Below are 18,664 nucleotides of genomic sequence, written 5' to 3'. Positions count from 1 at the left end.
GATAGCGTGGATTGTGTGCCTTGCGTGAATGGCGGGCCGCGTCGGGCCGTTGCGGATCGCATCTGGAAAATTTGGCCATCTGTGAGTACACTGGTTTCTTTGTTTGCCTGCCACCCCGACTCCGTATGAAAGCGCTCGCTCCCGGCACCGTCATTTTTCACCGCCACCGCGGTTACGGGGTGATCACGTCCGTCAATTTGCTGACGGGCTGGATCGCCGCCCGTTTCGGCAGCGAAGCGCGCACCCTGGATCTGAACCTGTCGACCGACGACGTGCAATTTGCCGATGGCGAAGCGATCCTGTTTAGGCGCGCGCCACCGGACCGCATGCCGCACGCGCGCCTGATGGCCATGGTGCGCGAGCTGCACCAGGCCGGTTATCAAAAACTGTATCTGTATTCGTGGCCGAAACCGTCGGGCCTGCACTGGCGCTGGCATTTGTTTACGGGGCCGCGCGACTGGATGCAGCGGCCCTGGCGCGAAGGCTGGTACGGTTCGGGCGCCGATTACAACGTCAACCCCGTGATGGGCTGGGGCGATACGCCCGGCGCCACCACTGGCGAGCTGATCGACGCCCTGGCCCGTTTCGACCCGCAAGGCCTGGCGCAGGCGCTGGGACGCGACGACGACCATAGCGCGTGGTTTGGCCGTGTCTGCGACGCTTTATTACCCAATTACATGTACAGCCTGGACATGCAGCGCACGCCAGGCGAACCCTTGCCCGACGTGCCGCCCGTGCCGGTCGTCGCCGTGCGCGCCGGCGTGGCGCCGTACCGTGGGCCGGACATCGCCTGGCCGCCCGGCTGGGCCGGCCTGTGGCGTGGCCGCCACGTGCTGCCCGCGCCAGCCATCCGCATCACGGGCGAGCCGGACTTGCTTAAGGGGTTTCAGCGTTCCTGAGGGGCTTGCCGCGCATGCTGCAATGCTTCGGGATTGAGCAGGCGCGTGCATTGATCCTGCGTAAAATCAACGATGTTTTGCAAGGCGTAGCGGAAATACAGCTCATAGCTGTCACGCTCGACGTAGCCCAGGTGTGGCGTGGCCAGCACGTTCGGCAGCAGCAGCAATGGCGAGCCTGGTGGCAGCGGCTCGTCCGTAAACACGTCCAGCGCGGCGGCGCCCGGGCGCCCCTGCGGCAACGCCGCTTCCAGCGCGCCATCGGCGACCAGCTCGGCGCGGCTCGTGTTGACGAACAGGGAAGTGGGCTTCATGCGCGCCAGGTCCTCGCTTGTTACCAGCCCGCGCGTGGCGTCGGACAGGCGCAGGTGCAAGGTCAATACGTCTGCCTGTTCAAAGAAGGCCTCGCGCGATGTTGCCGCCGTATCGCCGGCCGCCACGGCCGCCGCTCGGCTCGCTTCGCTGCCCCACACGAGGATGGTCATGCCGAAAGCGCGGCCATAGCCGGCGATCAATTGACCGATCTTGCCGTAGCCCCAGATCGCCAGAGTGCGCCCCTTCAATACCGTGCCGAGCGTGTTGCGCGTTGGCTCCAGCGACGACGTCTGCCACAGCCCTTCCTGTAAATGTTGCGCGTAGGGCACGATCTTGCGCTGCGCCGCCATGATCAGCGCCCACGTCAGTTCGGCCGGCGCCGTGGGCGAGCCGATGCCTTCCGCGATGGCGATGCCCAGCTCGGTGGCGGCCGGCACGTCGATGTGTCCACTGACCTTGCCCGTTTGCGAAATAAGTTTCAGGTTCGGTAACTTCGACAGCAAGGCGCGGTTGAAACTGCTGCGTTCGCGGATCAGCACCAGGGCGTCGAACGGCGCCAGGCGGATCGCCAGCTGGCCCAGGCCCCGCGCCGTATTGCTGAACACTTTGACCTCGTGGCCATCGAGCAACTGGAAGCAATCGAGGCCGCGCACGGCATCCTGGTAATCATCAAGTATGGCAATTTTCATGGTGGATGGCCGATTTTAGTGAGGATTTGGTAGGGAAATAACAGGATACGGAAAATGCTGAATAGCCTACTACATTAGTCAGGCTATTCTCCTACATTTTTGCGAGAATAGCTGTTACGCGGGTGTACAATCGCCGGCACTTTTGAAGCTTCCTAATTATAGTTATAGCGCAAACTGTTCCTGCAGCCTGGGTGCATGATCCAGGTACACGACACCAGAGCCCTGCCCGCGTGAACACACCGCCCGCAGTGAGCCGCAGCCACTTCTCAACGATGCTGCCTGTCTTGCCGGAACGACCAGAATTTCTTTTATTGGTATTGGAGGTAATATGAATCAGCCCGTCATGGGTGGCGTCGCCGCACTCAACGTCCCAGCTTATATTAAACAACAGAAACTGATCAACTGGGTGGCCGACATTGCCGCGCTGACCAAGCCAGAGCGTATTTACTGGTGCGATGGCTCGCAAGAAGAGTACGAGCGCCTGTGCGCTGAAATGGTTGCCAGCGGCACCATGAAAAAACTGAATGCCGAAAAGCGCCCGAATTCCTACCTGGCCTGCTCCGATCCGAGCGACGTGGCCCGCGTCGAAGACCGCACGTATATCTGCTCGGCAACGAAAGAAGCGGCTGGCCCGACGAACAACTGGACCGAACCTGGCGAAATGCGCCACACCTTGAACGGCCTGTTCGACGGCTGCATGCGTGGCCGCACCATGTACGTCGTGCCATTCTCGATGGGCCCGCTGGGCTCGCCGATCGCGCACATCGGCGTGGAACTGTCCGATTCGCCGTATGTCGCCGTCAACATGAAGATCATGACCCGCATGGGCCGTGCCGTGTACGACGTGCTGGGCACGGATGGCGAGTTCGTGCCGTGCGTGCACAGCGTGGGCGCACCGCTGGCCGCTGGCCAGGCCGACGTGAAATGGCCGTGCAACAGCACCAAGTACATCGTGCATTTCCCTGAAACGCGCGAAATCTGGTCCTTCGGTTCCGGCTACGGCGGCAACGCCTTGCTGGGCAAGAAATGTTTCGCCCTGCGCATCGCCTCGAACATGGGCTACCAGGAAGCGCAAGCATCGGACAACAATCCGGGCTGGCTGGCCGAACACATGCTGATCCTCGGCGTGGAATCGCCGGAAGGCAAGAAGCATTATGTGGCGGCGGCGTTCCCGTCGGCTTGCGGCAAGACCAACTTCGCCATGCTGATCCCGCCGGCAAGTTTTAACGGCTGGAAAGTGACCACCATCGGCGACGATATCGCCTGGATCAAGCCAGGTGCCGATGGCCGTTTGTACGCCATCAACCCGGAAGCCGGTTATTTTGGCGTGGCGCCGGGCACCAACGAAAAAACCAATTACAACTGCATGGCCTCGATGCGCGACAACACGATCTTCACCAACGTGGCGCTGACGGACGACGGCGACGTGTGGTGGGAAGGTTTGACGAAAGAAGCGCCTAGCCACCTGATCGACTGGCAGGGCAAGGACTGGACGCCGGCGTCCGGCACCAAGGCGGCGCACCCGAACGCGCGCTTCACGGTGGCGGCAACGCAAAACCCGGTGATCGATGCTGCCTGGGACGATCCGGCCGGCGTGCCGATCTCGGCCTTCATCTTCGGCGGCCGCCGCTCGACCACCGTGCCGCTGGTCACCGAAGCGCGCAACTGGGTCGAAGGCGTCTACATGGCCGCCACCATGGGCTCGGAAACGACGGCCGCGGCCGTGGGCCAGATGGGCGTCGTGCGCCGCGATCCATTTGCCATGTTGCCATTTATCGGCTATAACATGAGCGATTACTTCCAGCACTGGCTGGACATGGGCGTCAAGGTGGGCAAGGTCAACCCGGCCGCCCTGCCGAAGATCTACTGCGTCAACTGGTTCCGTACGGACGAGGCTGGCAAATTCGTCTGGCCTGGCTTCGGCGACAATATGCGCGTGCTCAAGTGGATGCTCGAGCGTATCGAAGGCAAGGCGGGCGGCGTGGAAAACCTGTTCGGCACGACGCCGCAGTATGGCGACCTGAACTGGGATGGCTTGCCATTCACGCAGCAACAGTTCGACACCATCACCTCGATCGACAAGGCCGCGTGGGTGGAAGAGTTGAAATTGCATACGGAGTTGTTTGAAAAACTCGCGTATCATCTGCCGCAGGAATTGGCAGATCACAAGGCTGCGCTGGAAAAGCGGCTGAGTGCATAACTAAGTTAGCGTAAAGCGGCACCTGACCAGCGCAGTAGCTTGTCAGGTGTTGAGAGTTGTAGTGGGGGAGAAACACGCTGGCAAAGACTGGCGTGCGATAAATGACACGCCGGCAATGACTGGGGTGCTATCAAAAAGAGAAACGGCGCGGATTGCATGAGCAATCCGCGCCGTTTTTTATTGTGCTGCCACTCTTATTGCTTGAGCAGCGGTCCCAGATACTTGCCCGTCACGCTGGCCGGGTTCAGCGCCACGTCTTCCGGTGTGCCCGAGGCGATGATCTGCCCGCCGCCTGCGCCCCCTTCAGGACCCAGGTCGACGATCCAGTCGGCCGTCTTGATGACGTCGAGGTTGTGCTCGATGATGACGAGGGTGTTGCCCTGGTCGCGCAGGCGGTGGATGACTTTTAACAGCAAATCGATGTCGTGGAAGTGCAAGCCGGTCGTCGGTTCATCGAGGATGTACAGGGTGCGGCCCGTGTCGCGCTTGGATAGTTCCAGCGACAGTTTCACGCGCTGCGCCTCGCCGCCCGAGAGGGTGGTGGCGCTCTGGCCCAGCTTGATGTAGCCGAGGCCCACGTCGAGCAGGGTTTGCAGCTTGCGCGCGATCAGGGGCACGGGCTTGAAGAATTCATGCGCCTCTTCCACCGTCATGCCCAGCACTTCCGTGATGTTCTTGCCCTTGTACTGCACTTCCAGGGTTTCGCGGTTGTAGCGCTTGCCGTGGCACACGTCGCACGGCACGTAGACGTCGGGCAAGAAGTGCATCTCGACCTTGATCACGCCATCGCCCTGGCACGCTTCGCAGCGTCCACCCTTGACGTTGAACGAGAAGCGGCCCGCGCTGTAACCGCGTTCCTTGGCCGTCGGCACGGTGGAGAACAGGTCGCGGATCGGCGTAAACAAGCCCGTATAAGTGGCCGGGTTCGAGCGCGGCGTGCGGCCGATCGGCGCCTGGTCGACGGAGATGACTTTGTCGAAGTGTTCCAGGCCGCTGATCGAGTCGTGCGGCGCCGGCTCCGTCTGCGAACCGTACAGATGGCGCGACAGGGCCGGATATAACGTATCGTTGACGAGCGACGATTTGCCCGAGCCGGACACGCCCGTCACGCACGTCATCAAGCCCACCGGCAAACTCAGCGACACCTTTTTCAGGTTGTTGCCCGTCGCGCCAGTGATGACCAGCTGCTTTTCCGGATTGCTGGCGTGGCGCTTGGCCGGCACGGCGATTTTCAGCTTGCCGTTCAGGTACTGCGCCGTCAGCGATTTCTTGTTCTTCAAGATCTCGGGCAGCGTGCCTTCGGCGATGATTTCGCCGCCGTGCACGCCCGCGCCAATGCCCATGTCGACGATGTAGTCGGCCGTGCGGATGGCGTCTTCGTCATGCTCGACCACCAGCACGCTGTTGCCGATGTCGCGCAAGTGTTTCAAGGTTTCGATCAGGCGGTCATTATCGCGCTGGTGCAAGCCGATCGACGGTTCATCGAGCACATACATGACGCCCGTCAAACCGGAGCCGATCTGCGATGCCAGGCGGATGCGCTGTGCTTCGCCGCCGGAAAGCGTGTCGGCGCTGCGGTCCAGCGACAGGTAGTCGAGGCCCACATTGTTGAGGAATTTCAGGCGCGAAATGATTTCCTTGACGACACGGTCCGCGATTTCTTTCTTGGCGCCCGTCAGTTTCAGCTTTTCAAAGAATTCCAAGGTCTCGCGCAGCGGTTTTTCGGCCACTTCATAGATGGCCCGTTGCTGCTTGCCCGTGCCGACCTTGACGAAGCGCGCTTCCACGCGCAGGCGCGCGCCGTCGCATGAGGGACAGCATTTTTCATTGATGAACTTGGCCAGCTCTTCCTTGACGGCCATCGAATCCGTCTCGCGGTAGCGGCGCTGCAGATTGTTGACCACGCCTTCGAACGTGTGTTCCTTGATGACGGTGCGGCCCCGTTCGTTCACATAGCTGAACGGAATTACTTGCTTGCCGGAACCGTACAGCACGGCTTGTTGAGAATTGAGGTCCAGCTGCTCGAACGGCATGTCCAGGTCGAACTCGTAAAAGGCGGCCAGGTTCGACAGCATCTGGAAGTAAAACTGGTTGCGGCGATCCCAGCCCTTGACGGCACCGGAAGCGAGCGACAGGTTCGGGAACGCGACGATGCGTTTCGGGTCAAAGAATTCAATGTGTCCCAGGCCGTCGCATTCAGGGCAGGCGCCCATGGGGTTGTTGAACGAGAACAGACGCGGTTCCAGTTCCTGCAGGGAATAGCCACACACATTGCAGGCGAATTTATTCGAATACACGTGCTCCTGGGCCGTATCCATCTCGTAGGCAATGGCGCGGCCGTCGGCCAGGCGCAGGGCCGTCTCAAAACTTTCCGCCAGGCGCTGTTTGATCTCCTGGTTCACCTTGACCCGGTCGATGACGACGTCGATCGTGTGTTTTTCCGTCTTCTTTAATTTCGGGAGGTCATCGACTTCATAGATTTTGGCCGCATGCGTGCCGCTCTGCACGCGAAAGCGCACGAAGCCCTGCGCCTGCATCTGCTCGAACAGATCGACGTGTTCGCCCTTGCGGTTGGCGACGACGGGCGCCAGGATCATCAGCTTGGTGTCTTCCGGCATGGCCAGCACGGCGTCGACCATTTGCGACACGGACTGGGCCGCCAGCGCGTTTTCCGGATGGTCGGGGCAGTACGGCGTGCCCACGCGCGCATACAGCAGGCGCAGATAATCGTGGATTTCCGTCACGGTGCCGACCGTCGAGCGCGGGTTGTGGGACGTTGCCTTCTGTTCGATGGAGATGGCGGGCGATAAGCCTTCGATCAGGTCGACGTCGGGCTTTTCCATCAACTGCAGGAACTGGCGCGCATACGCCGACAGCGATTCGACGTAGCGGCGCTGGCCTTCCGCGTACAGGGTGTCGAAGGCCAGTGAGGACTTGCCGGAGCCGGACAAGCCGGTAATCACGATCAGCTTATTGCGCGGCAAATCGAGATTGATATTCTTGAGGTTATGCGTGCGAGCGCCGCGAATGCGGATCTGTTCCATGTGATTGCCTTGCTTTCAGTGAGTGGTGCGGCCGGCGCATTGTGCCTGGGTGCGGATGAGGAGCCACAACGGGTCAACCTGTAACTATAGCCGGGTTTTGCTCTGCATGCCTGAGGCAGTCACGGGCGGATTGCGCCGCCAGGCGAACGTGCCCCGACAAAGTTTGATACAGATGCGTGCAGACGTTTAAACACTGTATATAATACCAGTATTCAAGTTTCTTGTTTTCACCTGCCGTGAAAAAAACGTGCTGTCGCGCAGGAGAGGGCGTCCGCCAGAAAGCGGATGCTTTGCGCCGCGTGGTCGCTTATAATCCTCGTTTAGTACACTAAACTAACGCGCGGGACACCGGCTCCCGCTGCAGTTCATCAGGAGTTATTCATGGCATCAGTCAACAAAGTCATCATCGTCGGCAATCTGGGCCGTGACCCGGAAATCCGCTACATGCCTAGCGGCGACGCGATCGCCAACATCGCCGTGGCCACTTCGTACAAATCGAAGGACCGCAACACGGGCGAACAAAAAGAATTGACAGAGTGGCACCGTATCTCGTTCTTCGGCCGCCTGGCGGAAATCGTCGGCCAATACCTGAAAAAAGGTTCGTCCGTCTACGTCGAAGGCCGTCTGCAAACCCGTAAATACACGGACAAGGACGGCGTCGAGAAGTACGCAACCGACATCATCGCGGAACAGATGCAAATGCTGGGCGGCCGTTCCGGCATGGGCGGCGACGCCGGCGGTGGCGATGACAGCTACGGCGGTGGCGGCGGCTACGAAGCCCCGGCCCCGCGCCAGGCGCCAGCCCCGCGTCCAGCCCCGGCGCCGGCGCCACGCCCGGCACCGAAGCCAGCACCGAACTTCTCGGACATGGACGACGATATCCCGTTCTAATTCGTACTAAATCGCAGTTTTGTTGATGCAGGCCCGTTTCTCTTAGTGAGAGCGGGCTTTTTCTTTACCCACACAATATTTTGTGGCTTGCTACCTATTTAACTGAACTACTAGTTGAAAGACTTTGTGGGTTTGATACCCCATGTTTGTGCCTTATGTAACATGGGTTGCTTTTAGGGCCGCTTGATGGAGGATTCGTCAAGCTAACGACCTGCAGTCCAAGTTGTGCAGGCGCTTGGGGATGATGAAGTCACCGATATGGGACATTGAAAAACGACAATTGATACACGACGAAGCTATGCTAGAATTAAAACGGGATGAGGGGTGGTTCCCTTCCGCAGCAAGTTCCGTAATTGCGGGCTTAGAGAGAATAGACTGTACAACTTAGTCCCTCAAAATTTTACAGCTGATTGAGGCTGGCGACTATTCGGTCGCGAATCGCGCACTGGCACCGCTGTCCCGGAGCGCTCTTTGGCAACTCGCCAAGGGGTGTTCATGCTCTTCATATTTTATTATCCCTATCCCCCATCTTCTCAGGTATTACCCCTGGCGCCCGCGCGCATCGGCATAGCGCAATTACGCCTCGGGAATTTCAAGACGTTCTACTCGTTCAGTCTCCCGGCCCCCTTCGGTCACTCTTCGTTTTTACCACGCTATCAACGCAGGTTTCTATACCTTGATAGATACCGAAGGAAGGGGCGAGTGGCCAACACGACTCACTTCGTCTGCGCCAGCCGGAGCTAAGCCGATTGGCGTCGGCAGTCCAGTATCGAGTCGTAGACCTTGAAGAAATGAAGAAAGACGCAGGAAGGTCCAATGTCATCCACATCGGGCGCATGGGTCTACGCAGGAAGAGCGATGACAAACCGCGCCGGCCGGTGGATGTTCAAACGCAAGCGTCACGTTTTCCTTACATTGCTACCTCCGGCCGATAGTCAGTTGAATAATCAAGTTCTGAAAATTGTATCCACACATTATGTGGACCGCAGCGGCCGGTAGCCGCGATATCAAGGATTTCGTCACATGCTGAAATGGGAATACATCAACCAAAATCGTGCAGCTTGTTTCTGTGAGTATGCGACTGGTTTTATCAATGGCCGGGAGGTGTTGGTCGTCAAGCAGACCGCACATTCGAAGACCGCTATCATGAACATGATGGAAGAAATTACCTCTGGTTTGCTTGCTGGGCCGCTACGTGCCACTGACGCCACGCAATTGCGCGTGTTCACATTCTGCCCATCGGAGAAACCCTCTGAGCCTCAGTGGCAGGAAGTGTCGTTCGGAACCATCGTCCGGCGCCCGACCGAGCAGGGACTTGTGCAAGCAATAATAAATTCGCTGTTCCCGCTTAAGCAGCCCTATGTGGTCTCGGAAGCACAATGGGACAGGGTCTCATCTGCCATACAAGTTCAATTGGAAAACATTGATCCTGACAGACTGGCTCGTTAGGTTGGCTTCGTTCATTGACACAACTTTTTATGCCAATACTTGTTAGTAGGCATAACCGTTCTGATCGGATTACCCCGATCACTAAGCAAAGCCCTGCACATCCTTGATGTGCGGGGCTTTTTTTTGCGGCGGACAGGATGGGTTGCCACGCCAGCAGGCGGGCGCGTCCTGCGCACAATATATTCCAGGGGTAACAAAAAACCGTGACTTGCCGCTTTACTGTCCAGTCGTGACAAAACGAGAGAATGTCGTAGATGAAAGCTTATAAAATAATCTACGCCACCGTTTGCCGGTGGCCGGAAGCGTGCTTTTTTTGCGGTTCCGAGCGCAGGTCCATCACTCAAGGAGAAACTTATGATTAGTAACACCCAAGTGGTTCATGGTACCGGGTCTTTCAACACCTCTGGCTATTCCCTGAAACGCGCCAGCCGCGACATCGCTGCTGCCAGCAATGTCGCCGTGGCCGCACTGGATATTGCCGCGCTGGAAAACAGCCGCATGCACGGCGCCGCGCCGAAATGCTCGCGCAATAACCTCGAGTGCATCGTCGGCCCGAGCACCGTGCTGTCGTCGATGTAATCACTGACTGTGCCCAAGGTGGTGCTAGCCCCTAGCCCACCTTGGGCTTTCTCCGAGGGAGGCTCAATGAATCGAGAATTAATTGTAGTAACGACCCATGGAACATCCAGTTTTGACATCGGCGAGGATGAGCGCGTGCTCGATGCCCTGGCGCGCAATCATGTGCCCTGGACGGCGGTGGCCACCTACCTGCGCGATCCCTCCGGCGCCTATAGCCTTTTTCCTTGCTTGAGTGAAACTGGCAGCGCGATCCCGCCGGACCGGCAAGTCTATGCATTTTTTCAAAGAAATATTGATCCTTTCCTACATACCAACAACACCTTGCAGGTGTCGCCGCCGGCCAACAATGAAGAAGCCGTGGCTGAATATATCTACGCCAACGGCGCGGCAAAGGGCGGCCCGAATATCCTGAAACGCCTCTCGTCGAACGAGTGCAAGCTGGCCGTGCGCGATGCCGTGGCACAAACGCTGCGCGACACCCTGTCGCCTGGCGACAAGCTGGTGGTCGGCGTGAGTGGCGGGGGCGACAGCAATGCCTTGCTGTATGCCTTGTCGCAATTTGACGAGTTCCCGATTGACATCCATCCGGTCATCATCGAAGGACCGGGCGAGTGGAATTCCGGCGTGCCGCGCGCGCGCGAACTGGCGCAGGCCTACAATCTGCCGCTGACCGTGGTATCGGAAGAAGAATCGAAGGCGATACTCGGCGCCAGCGCTGGCGGCCTGGGCATCACCGACCGGTTTGCCCGGGAATTTCCCGACGATGACTTCGAATTCCTCGGCACCCTGATCATCCGGCGCGTACTGACGAGCGTGGCCAAATCGCTGGACGCGAAATTTATCGCCACCGGCCTCAATTTCGAAGATTTGCTGGGCGAGATGTTCGCCATCATGGCAACCGAACGGCGTTTATTACCGCTGCCGGCCCGCCCGATCGGCGATGTCACCCTCGTCTATCCGCTGTGGATGACGCCCAAGAAAATTATCGACGGCTGCTTCCCCAAGTATTCGTTTTCGAATTACGCAGACCGTTATCCTGGCTATGCGGAGGGACGCAACGCGTACTATTCGATGGCGTACTGGATGGCGTCGGCGTTTCCCGGCCTGCCCGAAAAAATGTTGCGCTGGGCGGCAAAGGAAGGCTCCGCCGGGGAGACGGTGTTCCCTGTGGATGAGGTGCTGGGCTATGAGACGCTCGAGCCCGTGAACTGGGCGCTGCGGGAACGCTTCCTCAGGATGTTGCGCACCACCGCCTAGGCTGCCGGACAACCGCTGGCGCGCCTTGCCCAGGGCAAGCTTCGCATCGCCGCGCGCCACGGTTGTTCGGCCGTTATTGATACTCGATTATCTACCGTTGGGAATGCTATGTCCGTCATCACAGAACACACGGCACACCTGGCCGCCGCCGCACACGCCCTCACGGCCATCCGGAACGCCTCGGCGCACGCGCTGATCACGGAGCGCGAGGTGGCTGGCAAGATCGCGTGGTCCATGACCTTGCATGCGGCGCAGCAGGCACTGTCGGCGGTACAGGATTGCTGCCAGAGTTTTGCCCTGGGCGCGGCAGCCGCCAATCCGCATGGCGCGGACGCGGGCGTGCACATCGACGCGCATTTCGCCACCCTCCGGCACAGCATGCAGGCGCTCGCCTCGCTTGGCTTGTGGGCCAAGAGCGAACTGGCGGCACAGAAAGTCCTGTGGCTCCTGCCTGCCATGCACAGCGGCTGCCAGCGCCTCGAAGGCCAGGTGCTGCCGGCGCAGTGGGATTGTCCGGAGTTGCCCGGGCGCCCCGAGCAGCTGGAAATCGTCGACTACGTGCGCTATGAGCTGGACCGCGATTATCCGCGCAGAAAATTGCACCAGCAAATTTTTAATGTGGAAGTGTGCGCCGGTGAAGTGTGCGCCATGCTGGTGCTGCGATTCCCGGAGTTGCCGGGCGACGTGGCCGAATCGCTGACCTTGCAGTGCGTGGAAGAATTCCGGCACGCGCAGCTGCTGCTGGGCGCATTGGCGAACGAAGGGGGCGGCATCGGCGAAACGCCGGTGTCCCTGGGCATCTGGAAAAGCTGCCGCGCGGCGCAGAATGCGGCCGATTGCATCGGCCTCGAGCAAGTCATCGGCGAAGGCTTTTCGCTGGGCGCCGACCTGTACTACGCAGAGCTGTACCGTGCCATCGGCCGCGCTGATATTTCCATGTTGCATGAATGCATTTATATCGACGAGGTCAACCACGTGAAGAATGGCCTGGCCAGTTTTCACACGCTGCTGGGCGCGCAGGCCGTGCAGCGCCTGCGCACGCTGGAAGAATCGTCCAAGGTGAGCGTGGTTGGCGGACGGTTTTTCAATGCCGCCGCGCGCCAGTATGTCGGTTTCAGCGCCACGGAAATTGAACGCCAGCGTGACCGTTCGCAAGCGGTGGAGTTACCTGACCTGCAGGGGATGATGGAATGAATTTCGACGCAGCCCGCCAGTTGGTGGAACAACACATCCTGCCCGCCTATCCGCATGCCGTAGCGGCGATCATCGGCGGCTCCATCGCGCGCGGCCAGGGAACGGCCACCTCGGATATCGATCTGCTCGTGTTGTTCGAGAACGTGCCGCATGCCTGGCGCGAGACGCTCAAGCTGGGCCAGCAGACGGTGGAATTGTATGGCCATGACCTGCGCTCCTTCGATTACTTTTGCCGCAAGATGGATCGTCCCGGCGGCCGCATACCGATGGCGATGATGGTGATCGAAGGCAGGAATCTCTTGCCGCAGACGAACACATCCGCCGCCCTGTACCGGCTGGCGCAAGCCATGTATGACGAAGGCCCGCCGGCGCTGACGGGCGATGCCCTGGCCAGCCGGCGCTATGAAATCACGACCTTGCTGGAAGACCTGGTCGACAGCACGGTTGCCGAGGAAACACTGGCGATCGCCACCAAGCTGTATGACGTGCTGGCCAATTTCGTGCTGCGGGCCGGGGGCGCGTGGAGCGGCGTCGGCAAGCATCTGGCGCGCCGGCTCAGGGCCTACAGCCCGGTGATCGCGGACGACCTGCATGCCGCCATGCGCGCGCTCCTGCTCGACCCGCCGGCCGGCAAGCAGGCGTTTGGCGACCTGGTCGCGCGCGCCCTGCAGCCGTATGGCGGCCCCTTGCTCGACGGGTTTGCCCTGCATGCGCCGGCGGAATGGAAGAGTGACACGCCAGCGCTTGCCGCCTGAGGCGGCTGGCACCGTGTTGATGCGCACGGTGCAGGGGCGGCCGGTACAGCTATTCGGTTTTCCGCTGGTCTTCATGACCGTCCTGATCGACGTCCTGTGCGCGGGACTGGTGGCCCCCGTCTTGCCGCGTCTGCTGCTGCAATTGAGGGACAGTCCCGCCCAGCCCGTGTTATGGCTCGGTTACCTGGGGATGCTGTTTTCGCTGTCGCAAATGTTTGCCTTGCCACTGCTGGGGGCGCTGTCGGACCGTTTTGGCCGGCGCCCGTTGCTACTGCTGTCGAACCTGGGCGTGGCCGTGTATTTTTTCTGTCTGGCCGATACGGAAACGCTGGCCCAATTGGTGCTGGGGCGTATCTTGTGCGGCATCACCGCCTCCAGCTTTGGCATCGCCTATGCGTTTATTGCCGACTGTTCCGAGGGCGCCGCGCGCACCCGCGCGTTTGCCTCGATGGGCGCGGCCTACAGCATGGGACTGGTGGCCGGGCCGGCCCTGGGCGGTTGGCTGGGCAATATCGATGTGCGCCTGCCCTTCTACCTTGCCGGCTGGCTGTCGCTCGGCAATCTCGTGTACGGCGTACTGGTCTTGCCTGAATCTTTGCCGCCGGACAAGCGCGTTCCCGTCAGCTGGCGCATGAGCAATCCATTCGGCGCCTTGTTCGAGCTGGCCAGGCGTCCCGAACTGCGTTTCCTGACCCTGGCGTATCTGCTGGTGGCCAGCGCGCACTGGTCGATTGCCGTGGCGTTCGTGTTTTACACGCAGCAGCGCTATGGCTGGGACTCCACCCAGGTCGGCTTGATGCTTGCCGTGCTGGCAGGCTGGGGCGGCGTGGCGCAGCTGAAATGCGCCCCGTTTCTGATGGCGCGATACGGCCCGCGGCGTACGGCCATGCTGGCCTATGCCGGCTGCTGTGCCGGCTTCTTGTGTCTTGCCCTGTCGCGCCAGTCGGCGGGGGCGTATCTGGCCATTTTTTTGCTTGGCGTGGGAGAAATGGCCAACCCGGCGCTGCAGGGTCTGCTGACCAGTGCCGTGTCGGCGCGGCAGCAGGGCTGGCTGCAGGGCGCCGTCAAGAGTGCCGGCAGCCTGGCGGGACTGGCGACACCGGCCCTGTTCGCCATGCTGGTCGCCGTCGATCCTGCCAGTCACGACAGCGGTGCGGCATTTGTCCTGGCCGCCATCCTCTTGCTGGCCGCCTGCCTGGCGCTCGCCGCCAGCAAATACGCGGCGGGCAGCAAGCCGGCGTGACGTGGATCAATGCGCCGCGGCTTCTTTGATGCTCATTTCCAGGCTGTAATTCGCCACCGCATTCCGGCGCGCCGCATTGCGCATCAAATACACCTGCACCGTGTACTCGCCATCGGCCGGCAGTGCCGCCTGGTAAGTGTTGCCGCTGGTCGAGCCGATGAACAGGGCTTCATCCTGGCCTGGCTGGCGGATGTTGAAGTAGTTCGATGGCTGATTGGTTTTCAGCTTGACGCTGAGAGTCTGTCCCGCCTTGCCTGACACCGTATATTCGGCCGTGGCATAGCCCTTGATCTTGCCCTTGACCGTATGCGTGGCCTGGTTCGCCGTCAATGTCACGTTTTCCTTGTGGATGGGATCGGCGCTCCAGGCGGGCGTGGCAAAGACGAGTGCCGCCAGCAGCAGGCTGGCGCGGATGGGCAGTGGGCGATGTGGCATGCGGTTTTCCCCTTGAAGTGGACACCAGCGCGGTTGCTGGCGATGCTTGCCATCTTACGCCAGGCACAAAAACCGGCCGCGCACTGGTCGAAGGCGCGGCCGGTTTGTGTTGCATCAATTGCGTTGACGCAAGCCTAATTGAAACTGACTTCCTTGCGGTTATCGCGCGCCACCCGGTCGATCATCTTGTTGTACGGATCGACACCCACCTCAAACGGTTTTTCCTTCACCGTGATGGTGATCACGGGGTCGCTGCCCGACAGCATGCGCTTGTCCGTGAACAGGACCTTTTCATCCTTCTCCTTGCCGCCCGGCGCGCGCGCGAAGATGGCGATCTCTACCGGTTCGTCGTAGGCGCGCGGGCTTTCCTTGCCCTTGCCGTCCGACTCCAGCTTGGCCAGGTGCAGTTGCAGGGTGACGTCCCACTGGCCATCCTTGCGCTGCACGGCTTTCGCTTGGGTCACGCGGTTATCGTAGAAGACGATCTTCTCGAACAGGTCGGTGATCAGGGCCTGCTTGTCCTGCGGCGTTTCGGCGCGGATGTAGGCCAGCAATTCCGACGACGTGGTGAACGGCGCCTGCTGGTAACCCTTGTCCTGCAGATAGCGTTTCAGGGCACGGTTCAGCGCTTGCTCGCCGATTTCATCGCGCAGGCGGTAGAACACCAGGCTGCCCTTGTTGTAGTGGATGTATTGCTGTCCCTCCACGCGCGCCAGCGGCAATTCCTCGATGGCTTCGCCGCCGCGTCCGCTCAGGTAGCGGTCCAGTTCATAGCGCAGGAAGCGGCGCATCTTGTCGCGGCCGTATTCCTTTTCCATCACCATCAGGGCCGAGTATTGCGCCAGGGACTCCATCAGCATGGTGGCGCCCTGCACGTTGGCGCCGATCACCTGATGGCCCCACCACTGGTGCGCCATTTCATGCGCCGTGACGTAGAACACATAGTCGATGTCCTCCTTGTCGCGCAGGTCGGCGATGAAGCCGATGCCTTCCGAATACGGGATCGTATTGGCGAACGACTGCGCAAAGCTCTGGTAGCCCGGGAATTCCAGAATACGCACCTGCTTGTGCTGGTAGGGCGTGAACTCGGTGCTGAAATAGTCGAGCGACTTTTGCACGGACGTGATCATGCGGTCCGTGTTGTAGCCGTGTTTCTTGTCGAAATAGACCTCGATCGGCACGCCGTGCCAGTCGCCCTTCTTCACGTCCCAGCGCGCCGACAGGTAGGCGAAGAATGGCAGCATCGGCTGGTCCATCTTGTAGCGGTAATAGCGGCGGCCATCCTTTTCCCAGCTGCCTTGCAGGTAGCCGGGCGCCAGGGCGATCTGCTCGCCGCTGGTGGACACCGTCGTGTCGAAATGGATCCAGTCGGCATCGCCACCCAGCACCGTGTCGCCATACGCTGACTTGTCTTCCAGCTTGGCCATGCGCTGCGGCTCGCCCAGGCCCCGCTTGCGGCGCTCGTTGCGGTCCGTCAACTCCATTTCCTTGGCATAGCCGAAGTGCGGAAAATACGCCTGGTTGTTGAAGAAGCTGCCGTTCAGGTTGACCTGGTCCGGCGTGCCGCTGTTGGTAAAGCCTTCATGCGTGACGGCCACCGTGAAGTCGAGCGGCAGGGTGGCGCCGGGCGCCAGCGGCTGCGCCAGCTTGAGGATGCTGAAGCCGAGTTCCTCGTCGTTCAACGTCACCTTGTGCTCAGGCAAGTTCAACCAGTGCGTTTCCAGGTCTGGGTTGCGCTGGATGCGCAAGGTGTCGAGCGCTTGCTGCGTCTTGTTTTGCAGCACGTAGTGGCCCTTGATCAAGACTTTGCGCTGTTCCGGATAGATATCCACGTTGGCCTGGATGTCGGTGATCTTCGGCTGCGGCAAGTCCTTGTACTGCTTGTACAATTTCTCATAGCGGGCCTGCTTGTCCATGCTGACGTCGGACGATTCGTACTGGTTCAGCACATTCGTGTTGTAGAAGATCCAGCCGCCCGTGCCGGCCCAGCACAGCAGCACCACGGCCAGCGCGGCGCCGGCGCGGCCGTGCAGACGCTGGCGCGCCAGACGCACGCGCGCGCGCCAGTCGGCGGACAGGCCGCGCACCCAGAAGGCCCGCGCCAGCATGACCAGCGCCACGGTAAACAGGCTCCAGTACAGCGCAAACCAGGCCCAGCCGGTCAGGAAGTGGCCATAGCCATTCATGTCCGAATACTTGATGGCCGGCGTGGCGGCGAAGTTGTACAGGTTGTGCTCGAAGTGCAGCATGCCCAGCACGGCTTGCGCCACCATCAGCAGGATCACCAGCAGGTAGCCGATGAACTTGTTATTCGACAGCACTTGCAGGGTGAGGGCGCACAAGCCCATCAGCACGAAGAAGAGGGCGCCCAGCAGGGTGCCTTTCAGGTACAGGCCCAGTTCCACGGGCGCGCCGCCCTTGACCAGCTGGAAACCGATGGCGGTGATGATGCCCGCCAGCAGGTAGCCGGCGATGACGCCGATCAGCGCCGTGCACTTGGCCAGCAGGGGGACCCAGTTGGGCACGGGCATGGCGTCGCTGACGTCGGCGATCCTGACGTGACGTTCCTTGAAGATCAGTTCACCCGCATAAAAGGTGACGATGATGATCAGCATGAAGCTGAAGCTGTTGCTGATATTTTGCAGCATCAAATGCGTCATCGGATACACGGCCGTACCGTACATGTTCTTGCCGACATTCGCGCCGGCGATCAGGTTGATCACGGCGAACAGCAGCATGACGAGGAAGGGCACGCTCTTGAAGACGCCGGCCGCGTCGAAGCGCAGGATTTGCCACCACTGGCGCCAGGCTGTCGCCGCGGTGAAGCGGGGCAGCGTGCGCGGCAGGTGCAGCGGCGCCGAGATGGCGGGGGTGGCCGTCTGCACCTTGTGCTTGCCGAACAAACGCTTGCCCGTACCCGTGCGCTGCGGCTTGAACAGCGCCACCGTGGCGAGGAACAGCACGGCCGTGATGCCGATCCACAGCAGGCGGTTGGCCAGCAGGAAGCCGGACAGGGGCGGCAGGCTGGCATTCGATTCGGCGGACGTGAAGTAGCGCGTCATGCGGCCAAAGGCGCGCAAGCCGAACGGGTCGAGCAGGACGGCAATCCATTCATTGTTGATGTCGCGCGTAAAGACGCCGGCCATGGCCCACAGCACGAAAAAGCCCAGCACGCCCACGTAGACGAGCATCATCGAGCGCGTGGTGGCGGCCAGCAGCATCAGCAGGGCGCCGATGAAGAGCAGGTTCGGAATGACGATGACGGCAAAGCTCCACACATACGTGTGCAGCGAAAACGCGCCCACGCGCTGTGCATCGACCCAGGGCATGAGGGGGCCGAGCATGGTGGCCAGGGCGATGGCGGCGAAGATCACCAGGCAGGCGACAAAGCCGGCGGCGAAACGGCCGAACAGGTAGTCCCACTTGCGCATGGGTGTGGCGAACAGCATGTCGGCCATGCCCACTTCGCTATCGCGCAGCACGGCGCCGGCGATGAAGACGGTGACGAGGAACATCGACAGCAGGCTGAAAATGCCCAGCATCTGCGCCACCACGGTGGGTGCATTGCGGTTGATGTTGCCGATGGCACCGCCGATCTGGATCGAATCGCTGCTGCTGGCGCCAAAGGCCAGCAAGGCCATGATGGCGGCAAATACCCACAGCAGCGGCTGTTTCAGCTGATAGCCGAGGTCAAACTTGAAAAATTCCTTCCACATG

13 protein-coding genes are annotated in these 18,664 nt (G+C 60.7%); 9 read left to right on the top strand and 4 right to left on the bottom strand.

Features of this window, described 5'->3' with window-relative positions:
• Nucleotides 1-125 precede the first annotated feature (125 nt).
• On the top strand, nt 126-899 hold the full coding sequence (locus P9875_RS00285) for an L-asparaginase (protein WP_278317298.1): 774 nt from the start codon (nt 126-128) through the stop codon (nt 897-899).
• On the opposite strand, the gene P9875_RS00280 is transcribed toward P9875_RS00285, so the two are convergent.
• Nucleotides 887-1,900 (bottom strand): D-2-hydroxyacid dehydrogenase family protein, encoded by a 1,014-nt coding sequence (locus tag P9875_RS00280; RefSeq protein ID WP_278317297.1) that lies wholly within the window; start codon nt 1,898-1,900, stop codon nt 887-889. The two genes, P9875_RS00285 and P9875_RS00280, sit on opposite strands and share 13 nt — an antisense overlap.
• 328 nt (nt 1,901-2,228) lie before the next feature.
• Between P9875_RS00280 and P9875_RS00275 the strand changes: the two genes are divergently transcribed.
• Nucleotides 2,229-4,100 (top strand): phosphoenolpyruvate carboxykinase (GTP), encoded by a 1,872-nt coding sequence (locus tag P9875_RS00275; protein WP_035823014.1) that lies wholly within the window; start codon nt 2,229-2,231, stop codon nt 4,098-4,100.
• A gap of 194 nt (nt 4,101-4,294) precedes the next feature.
• Here the strand turns inward: P9875_RS00275 and uvrA are convergent, their stop codons facing one another.
• Nucleotides 4,295-7,144: an excinuclease ABC subunit UvrA gene (gene uvrA, locus P9875_RS00270; RefSeq protein WP_035823012.1), complete on the bottom strand. Its 2,850-nt coding sequence runs from the start codon at nt 7,142-7,144 to the stop codon at nt 4,295-4,297.
• 381 nt (nt 7,145-7,525) lie between these two features.
• Between uvrA and ssb the strand changes: the two genes are divergently transcribed.
• From ssb to P9875_RS00235, 7 genes are all read left to right on the top strand, one after another.
• A complete protein-coding gene (gene ssb, locus P9875_RS00265) occupies nt 7,526-8,035 on the top strand; it encodes a single-stranded DNA-binding protein (RefSeq protein ID WP_034781209.1) in 510 nt (169 codons plus the stop codon).
• 1,023 nt (nt 8,036-9,058) lie between these two features.
• Nucleotides 9,059-9,484 (top strand): hypothetical protein, encoded by a 426-nt coding sequence (locus P9875_RS00260; protein ID WP_035823010.1) that lies wholly within the window; start codon nt 9,059-9,061, stop codon nt 9,482-9,484.
• 354 nt (nt 9,485-9,838) lie between these two features.
• Complete coding sequence (locus P9875_RS00255; protein WP_035823006.1) at nt 9,839-10,063, top strand: hypothetical protein; 225 nt, start codon at nt 9,839-9,841, stop codon at nt 10,061-10,063.
• Nucleotides 10,064-10,129: 66 nt separating this feature from the next.
• Nucleotides 10,130-11,320, top strand: a complete 1,191-nt coding sequence (locus tag P9875_RS00250) for a hypothetical protein (RefSeq protein WP_176389416.1) — start codon at nt 10,130-10,132, stop codon at nt 11,318-11,320.
• Between the two features lie 108 nt (nt 11,321-11,428).
• Complete coding sequence (locus tag P9875_RS00245; protein ID WP_278317296.1) at nt 11,429-12,514, top strand: DUF455 family protein; 1,086 nt, start codon at nt 11,429-11,431, stop codon at nt 12,512-12,514.
• Nucleotides 12,511-13,269: a nucleotidyltransferase family protein gene (locus P9875_RS00240; RefSeq protein WP_278317295.1), complete on the top strand. Its 759-nt coding sequence runs from the start codon at nt 12,511-12,513 to the stop codon at nt 13,267-13,269. The genes P9875_RS00245 and P9875_RS00240 overlap by 4 nt, the downstream gene beginning before the upstream one ends.
• Nucleotides 13,244-14,512 carry an MFS transporter gene (locus P9875_RS00235; RefSeq protein WP_158300263.1) on the top strand — a complete coding sequence of 423 codons (1,269 nt, stop codon included), beginning with the start codon at nt 13,244-13,246 and terminating at the stop codon, nt 14,510-14,512. The genes P9875_RS00240 and P9875_RS00235 overlap by 26 nt, the downstream gene beginning before the upstream one ends.
• A 6-nt stretch (nt 14,513-14,518) precedes the next feature.
• Here P9875_RS00235 and P9875_RS00230 read toward each other — a convergent pair whose 3' ends face one another.
• Nucleotides 14,519-14,947, bottom strand: a complete 429-nt coding sequence (locus P9875_RS00230; protein ID WP_099403768.1) for a hypothetical protein — start codon at nt 14,945-14,947, stop codon at nt 14,519-14,521.
• A gap of 134 nt (nt 14,948-15,081) precedes the next feature.
• Complete coding sequence (locus P9875_RS00225; protein WP_278317294.1) at nt 15,082-18,663, bottom strand: ABC transporter permease/M1 family aminopeptidase; 3,582 nt, start codon at nt 18,661-18,663, stop codon at nt 15,082-15,084.
• Nucleotide 18,664 lies beyond the last annotated feature (1 nt).

The sequence above is a fragment of the Janthinobacterium rivuli genome (assembly GCF_029690045.1).
Taxonomy (GTDB): domain Bacteria; phylum Pseudomonadota; class Gammaproteobacteria; order Burkholderiales; family Burkholderiaceae_D; genus Janthinobacterium; species Janthinobacterium rivuli.
This window is presented reverse-complemented; position numbering and strand designations above follow the sequence as displayed.